The following is a 4,995-nucleotide window of genomic DNA, read 5'->3' on the forward strand; positions in this document are numbered from 1 at the left end:
GAACCACGAACTTCGGATAACACAGTGTTTTTTATAGAAGAATCATGATTTTCACGTACATTGGTTGTAATGATATCAGCCCGTAGAGAGAGAAGAGGGGTTAAGATGAGTCCATTGTGTGTGTTGAAGCGCTTTTTCCACTGAAGCTCGTTTGTGAAACGCAAACTATTTCCAGCTATACCAGAAAGTCTTACTATGTTGAGAGGATTTCCGTTCTTGTCGGGTGAATTGAAGTCAGCATGACGACGATAAATTGATTGCATATTACTATGGAAGGTCAGTTCTCCATTATAAATGGGTTCATCTGGCGTGAAAGTATAATCGATGCGTGGTAGAACCCATGCTTGCCGAGAGTGACGTTCATAATGATAATCATTCAATAACGAATCTTGAACTTTAAAATGATAAAAACGCATATCAAAATGGTTTTTTCCTGCAAGACCATTCAGATAGATCTGAGAAAGTTGTGTGGGATTGTTATAGTTTTCAAGTTTATAGGCACGACTAAAATGCCGATCTGATTGTGCAAGAATATCCCATCCATAAGTCCAGTGTGAATTAATACGAAAATCCCCCTTTGTCGCCAGCATATAACGGTTTTTATGTTGGGCATCAATCGTATCATTATCAAATCTATGCGGTTTCATTTGATATATATGAGCAAAGCGAATGTTATAACGGCCCGTTTTTAAACGTTGACGCCATTCCCCTTCGGTTAAAAGCCCTTGTTGGGTATAAACCGTAAAAGAAAGTGTGAAATCGTAATGAGGAGCGAGATTCCAGAAATAAGAACTCTTTATCCCCATGCCGAGATCATTGGTATAAAAAAAATGAGGAGTAAGCAGACCGCTAGCACGTCTGACCGTTGGATCATAAAGTTCAAAATTTGGAAATTTTATAATCGGTACGCCCAAAATTTCAAAACTGCTATTTTCAAACCGAATTTTTTTGACGTTATTATTCCATATGATCTTTCTTGCTTTAATTTTCCACAGGACGTCTCTATCTGGTTTGTAAGAGCAAGGTTCACAGGCTGTATACGTTGCATTTTCAAAAACTGTTATTTGATTGTTTTTACGTGTAGCATTTTGGGCTGCAAAGTGAACATTATTGGCTGTATCAATACGTAAGGCGTTTACAAAACCCTGGCCAAGATCTTTGGTCATATCAATTTGATTGGAATAAATTTTATTACCATCTTTTTGAGTAATTTCAACATTCCCTTGTGCTATAAGCCGTCCTGTTTTTTGATTGTAAATGATTTTTTGAGCGATAACTTTATTGCCATCATATTCGATTTGGACATTACCTTGTGCAGAAACAGTGTTTTCATCACGATTGTAGATGAGTTCATCCGCAGAGAGCAAAAGAGGACTTTCCGGATTTTGAATGCGACTTTGAGAGGGAGACATAAGGCTTTGAGCGTGCGCATAATAAACCAGAGTTCCCCCTAAAATAATCCCCATAACACTTTTAAAAGCGAGAGCACTTAATTTTGTTAAAATGATTTTCTTACCTGTTAATGCTTTCACTTAGCTATCCTCTTTATGAAGTAAAAAAGAGATTCCCAAGAATAAAGCAATAACAACAGGTGTCCAAGCTGCAATAACTGGTGGAATATATCCAGCATTACCAAAAGCCTGAATGAGTACGGAAATAACATAAAGCATAAACCCAGCTATGACACCACCAAGAATCAACGTTCTAGATTGCCCAAAACGTGTAAAATTTAAAGATACAGTTGCTGCAATGAGAGTCATTGCCACTAGCAATGCTGGTAATGCGATCAAAGATTGTAAATACATATCAAAATTATGAGCAGAATAGCCAAATGAACGTGCAATCATAATTTTTTGTGGCAATTGGTAAAATGAAATAGTTGCGGGATTCACTAAACGTTCCGTTAAAAATTCAGGTTTTAGATTGGTTTTTATTTGCAATACGGTAAATTTTTCAGGTGGATGTCCTATTTTATAGATTGTTCCATTTGTTAATAGCCAAGCGCCATTGGTTAATGTTGCTTTTGGGGCGTTAATCCAATTTTTTACGGTTGCGTTGTCATTGTATTGTACAAAGGTTGCATCGAGAAGAGAAAGTCCTTGATCAGTGATAAATTTAGCACCAATGGTTGTTCTGCCTAAATTTGTACGCTGGGTTAACCAGTGAATACGTGTATTATGAAGAGGTGTTAGTATATTATTATTGCGCCATTCAGTCATCATTTTTTCTGATTGAGAAAATCCCCATGCTGCGAGTGGATTAATGAGAAGAATTGAAAATAATCCCAAAAGCAAAGCTCCCAAACAAGCTGGCATAAGAAATTGCCATGCAGAAACACCGATTGAACGAGTTATCACAAGTTCAAGTTTTTTGTTAAGCGAGATAAGTGTTGCCATTGCAGAAAAGAGTGCAATAAAAGGGATAAGTTGTTGCATGATAAAAGGGATACGTAAAACAGAGAGCAGAAATGCATTTTTTGCTGTATAGTGCGGAAGGGAGGATAGCTTACTGGAATTTTCTGTAAAATCGATTAAAAGAGCAAGAACAAAAATGCTCCCCCAGAAATAACAAGTTATTTTAAGGTAACGTATAAAAAAATATCGTCCAAGTGTCCACCCAATCATGATATTTTATCCGAGGAATCTTGAGATTGTGGATGTTCAAATTTATTCATTACTTTTTGAAAAACGATTTGCAGTACCTCATTAACTTTTGTGGGAAGTCCAATTTTATGATTCGTTAAAAGCATAAAAAAGACAAATATACTTGTTCCTATGGGTGTAATATAAAGGAGCGGAACGTATGCAAGATCATTCTTTGCTTTTTCGGCGAAAAAATATCCTATCCAATATACCACCAAAGAAAGGGCAATGGCCGAGAGATTTGCGGAATGACGAGCTTGTCGATGGGAGCCTACATCTCCTGCCGCTGCTAATGCAATAAGTGAAAAAACAATAGGGTAGAGCCATTGTGTTAGTCTGCGGTGAAACTCAGCTCTATATTGGAGCGGTTTTCGTTGATAGTAAGGATCTTTTGGGTCAGGATTTTGTAAATAAGAAAGAGACCGATCTTTTGGATAAAGAGTAGGTGTTTTATCACTGGGGATAAACTCCCCTAGGCTAAAGGTATATGAGCTAAATTGAACGATTGAAACGCTGTTATTTTGATGATTGACTCTTTCTATTTCACCGTTATTGAGGATTAAAAAACGACCATTTTGATTGTTTACAATTGATGCTTTTGTTGCATAATAAAAAAGGTTAGTCTTAGGATCACGCTGGTCGGCAATGAAAAGACGTTCAAAGGTTCCGTTTGGATTCCGTTCGCCAATTTCTATGTAAAGGTTATTGGCAAGTTTTTGAAAGCTCCCTTCACTGATGAAAAGACTAATAAGATCAAAATGGGCACTTGCTAGCATTTGTCGCATCTGAAGACGTGCTTGAGGAACAACAAAATTGGCTATAGAAAAGGAGATACATGATGCAACAATAGCAAGAAGAAGAATAGGTTTCCAAACAGTACTTTTAGGAAAACCAGAGGCATTGATAACAGCAAGTTCAGAGTCTTGATTCATTGCTGAAAGGATGGTTGTAATTGCGATTACTAATGCAAATGGAATGACCAGAAAAACAACAGAAGGAACCAATGAGAGTGAAAATTGTAAAACTGTGAGGAGTGTTTGTTTACTTGTTGTAAGAAAGTTTATTCGTGCAAGAATTTGTACTGTCCAACTAACACCCACTGCTGCAATCATGACAGAGCTAAATAAAACAAAGACACGTTTCAGGATGTAGAACTCAATAATACGCATAAACTTGGAGAACACCCTCAGTCTTTAATTTGATAGTAAATATTTTATACTGTTTTCGGTTAAAATGTAATAAAATTAAAAAAAACTTCCATGAAATGCACATTTTTACCAAATAAATAATATAAAATTGCCTATTAAGTTTTCTCTATTTTTCCATATATTATATTTTATTTCCAACTATAGTCTACCTAGAATATAGGAGATAGCTTAAAAACTTTCTTATTAATGTGTAAATAACAATTTTTTGTCTTTTAAAAACATGTGCAAAAAGAGAATGCATCTTAATCGAAAAACAGGTTTATATCTTGAACCGTTTCCTTTGTATTAGGGACATAGAAGTTTTTTAAAGACGTTAGCTTTTTTATAAAGAATGATGAGGGCTTAAGAGGTTGGACATTTTATTCTATCATTTGACGCAGTCAACGCTGAAAGATATTTTGCCGACGCTTGTGGAGCGTGCATTGGCTCGTTTTGGAAAAGTAACAATACAATGTGTGAGTAAAGAACAACGCGATTTTATGGATACACATTTATGGGTTTATGCAGATGAATCCTTTATTGGACATGGAACTGAGTGTGATCAATATTCAAACTTTCAGCCTGTATTTCTTACGACAGGACAAGAAAATCCGAATGATTCAAAGATTCGTTTTCTCATAGAGGGCGCTGTTTGTTCGGATATTGATGCTTATCAACGGCTTGTCGTGATATTTGATGGTGAAAGTGAGGAGCAGTTGAATCTCGTTCGTGCACAGTGGAAAAAATATAAAATGGAAAATCATAATTTAACGTATTGGCAACAGACTGAAGATCATCGTTGGGAAAAACAAATTTAATGCGTTTCGTGTCTGTTGTTCTGATTTTTATAGGAGTGGTAGGAATAGTAAATCCAGCACTTTTTATTGCGCAAGGATCAGGGGGAGGGCGTTGGGTTTTTATTGTGGTTTTTCTTTTAGGCATGCTAAATATATGGACTATAATTAAAAAAATGAAATGCCATGATGATGATTGATCGGATTTTGCTTGTTTTATGGGGTGTGATGTTAGCTTTTTTTTGCGTTTCGTGGTTGGGGACAACGCATATCTTATCAGAAATATTTACTGTTGCTTATATAAGCAATATTGCAGATTTTTTATTTTTCTTTTTGAGTGCATTGTTTGCGGGAATATTGTGGTGGAAGATA

At 36.0% G+C, this 4,995-nt stretch carries 6 protein-coding genes; 3 read left to right on the top strand and 3 right to left on the bottom strand.

The window, feature by feature from the left end; all coding sequences use genetic code 11:
- From ACFIO3_RS08790 to lptF, 3 genes are all read right to left on the bottom strand, one after another.
- Nucleotides 1–1,532 (bottom strand): LPS-assembly protein LptD (locus ACFIO3_RS08790; RefSeq protein ID WP_375704330.1); only part of this gene is annotated, 1,532 nt, incomplete at its 3' end.
- Complete coding sequence (lptG, locus tag ACFIO3_RS08795; RefSeq protein ID WP_375607697.1) at nucleotides 1,533–2,624, bottom strand: LPS export ABC transporter permease LptG; 1,092 nt, start codon at nucleotides 2,622–2,624, stop codon at nucleotides 1,533–1,535. It abuts the gene before it with no gap.
- Nucleotides 2,621–3,811 (bottom strand): LPS export ABC transporter permease LptF, encoded by a 1,191-nt coding sequence (gene lptF, locus ACFIO3_RS08800; protein WP_375607696.1) that lies wholly within the window; start codon nucleotides 3,809–3,811, stop codon nucleotides 2,621–2,623. The genes lptG and lptF overlap by 4 nt, the downstream gene beginning before the upstream one ends.
- Nucleotides 3,812–4,200: 389 nt before the next feature.
- Here lptF and ACFIO3_RS08805 point away from each other — a divergent pair, with 389 nt between their 5' ends.
- The 3 genes from ACFIO3_RS08805 to ACFIO3_RS08815 all read left to right on the top strand — a co-directional run.
- A complete protein-coding gene (locus tag ACFIO3_RS08805; RefSeq protein ID WP_375607695.1) occupies nucleotides 4,201–4,647 on the top strand; it encodes a DNA polymerase III subunit chi in 447 nt (148 codons plus the stop codon).
- A complete protein-coding gene (locus ACFIO3_RS08810) occupies nucleotides 4,647–4,823 on the top strand; it encodes a hypothetical protein (RefSeq protein WP_375607694.1) in 177 nt (58 codons plus the stop codon). The genes ACFIO3_RS08805 and ACFIO3_RS08810 overlap by 1 nt, the downstream gene beginning before the upstream one ends.
- The coding region (locus ACFIO3_RS08815; protein ID WP_375704331.1) for a hypothetical protein at nucleotides 4,813–4,995 on the top strand (183 nt) is incomplete at its 3' end. The genes ACFIO3_RS08810 and ACFIO3_RS08815, both read left to right, overlap by 11 nt.

The sequence above is a fragment of the Bartonella sp. AD328YNZD genome (genome assembly GCF_042196425.1).

Bases quoted from the DNA above. Each gene is read 5' to 3' on its own strand.
- lptG (WP_375607697.1), bottom strand. From the start codon at position 2,624: ATGATTGGGTGGACACTTGGACGATATTTTTTTATACGTTACCTTAAA.
- lptF (WP_375607696.1), bottom strand. From the start codon at position 3,811: ATGCGTATTATTGAGTTCTACATCCTGAAACGTGTCTTTGTTTTATTT.
- ACFIO3_RS08810 (WP_375607694.1), top strand. From the start codon at position 4,647: ATGCGTTTCGTGTCTGTTGTTCTGATTTTTATAGGAGTGGTAGGAATA.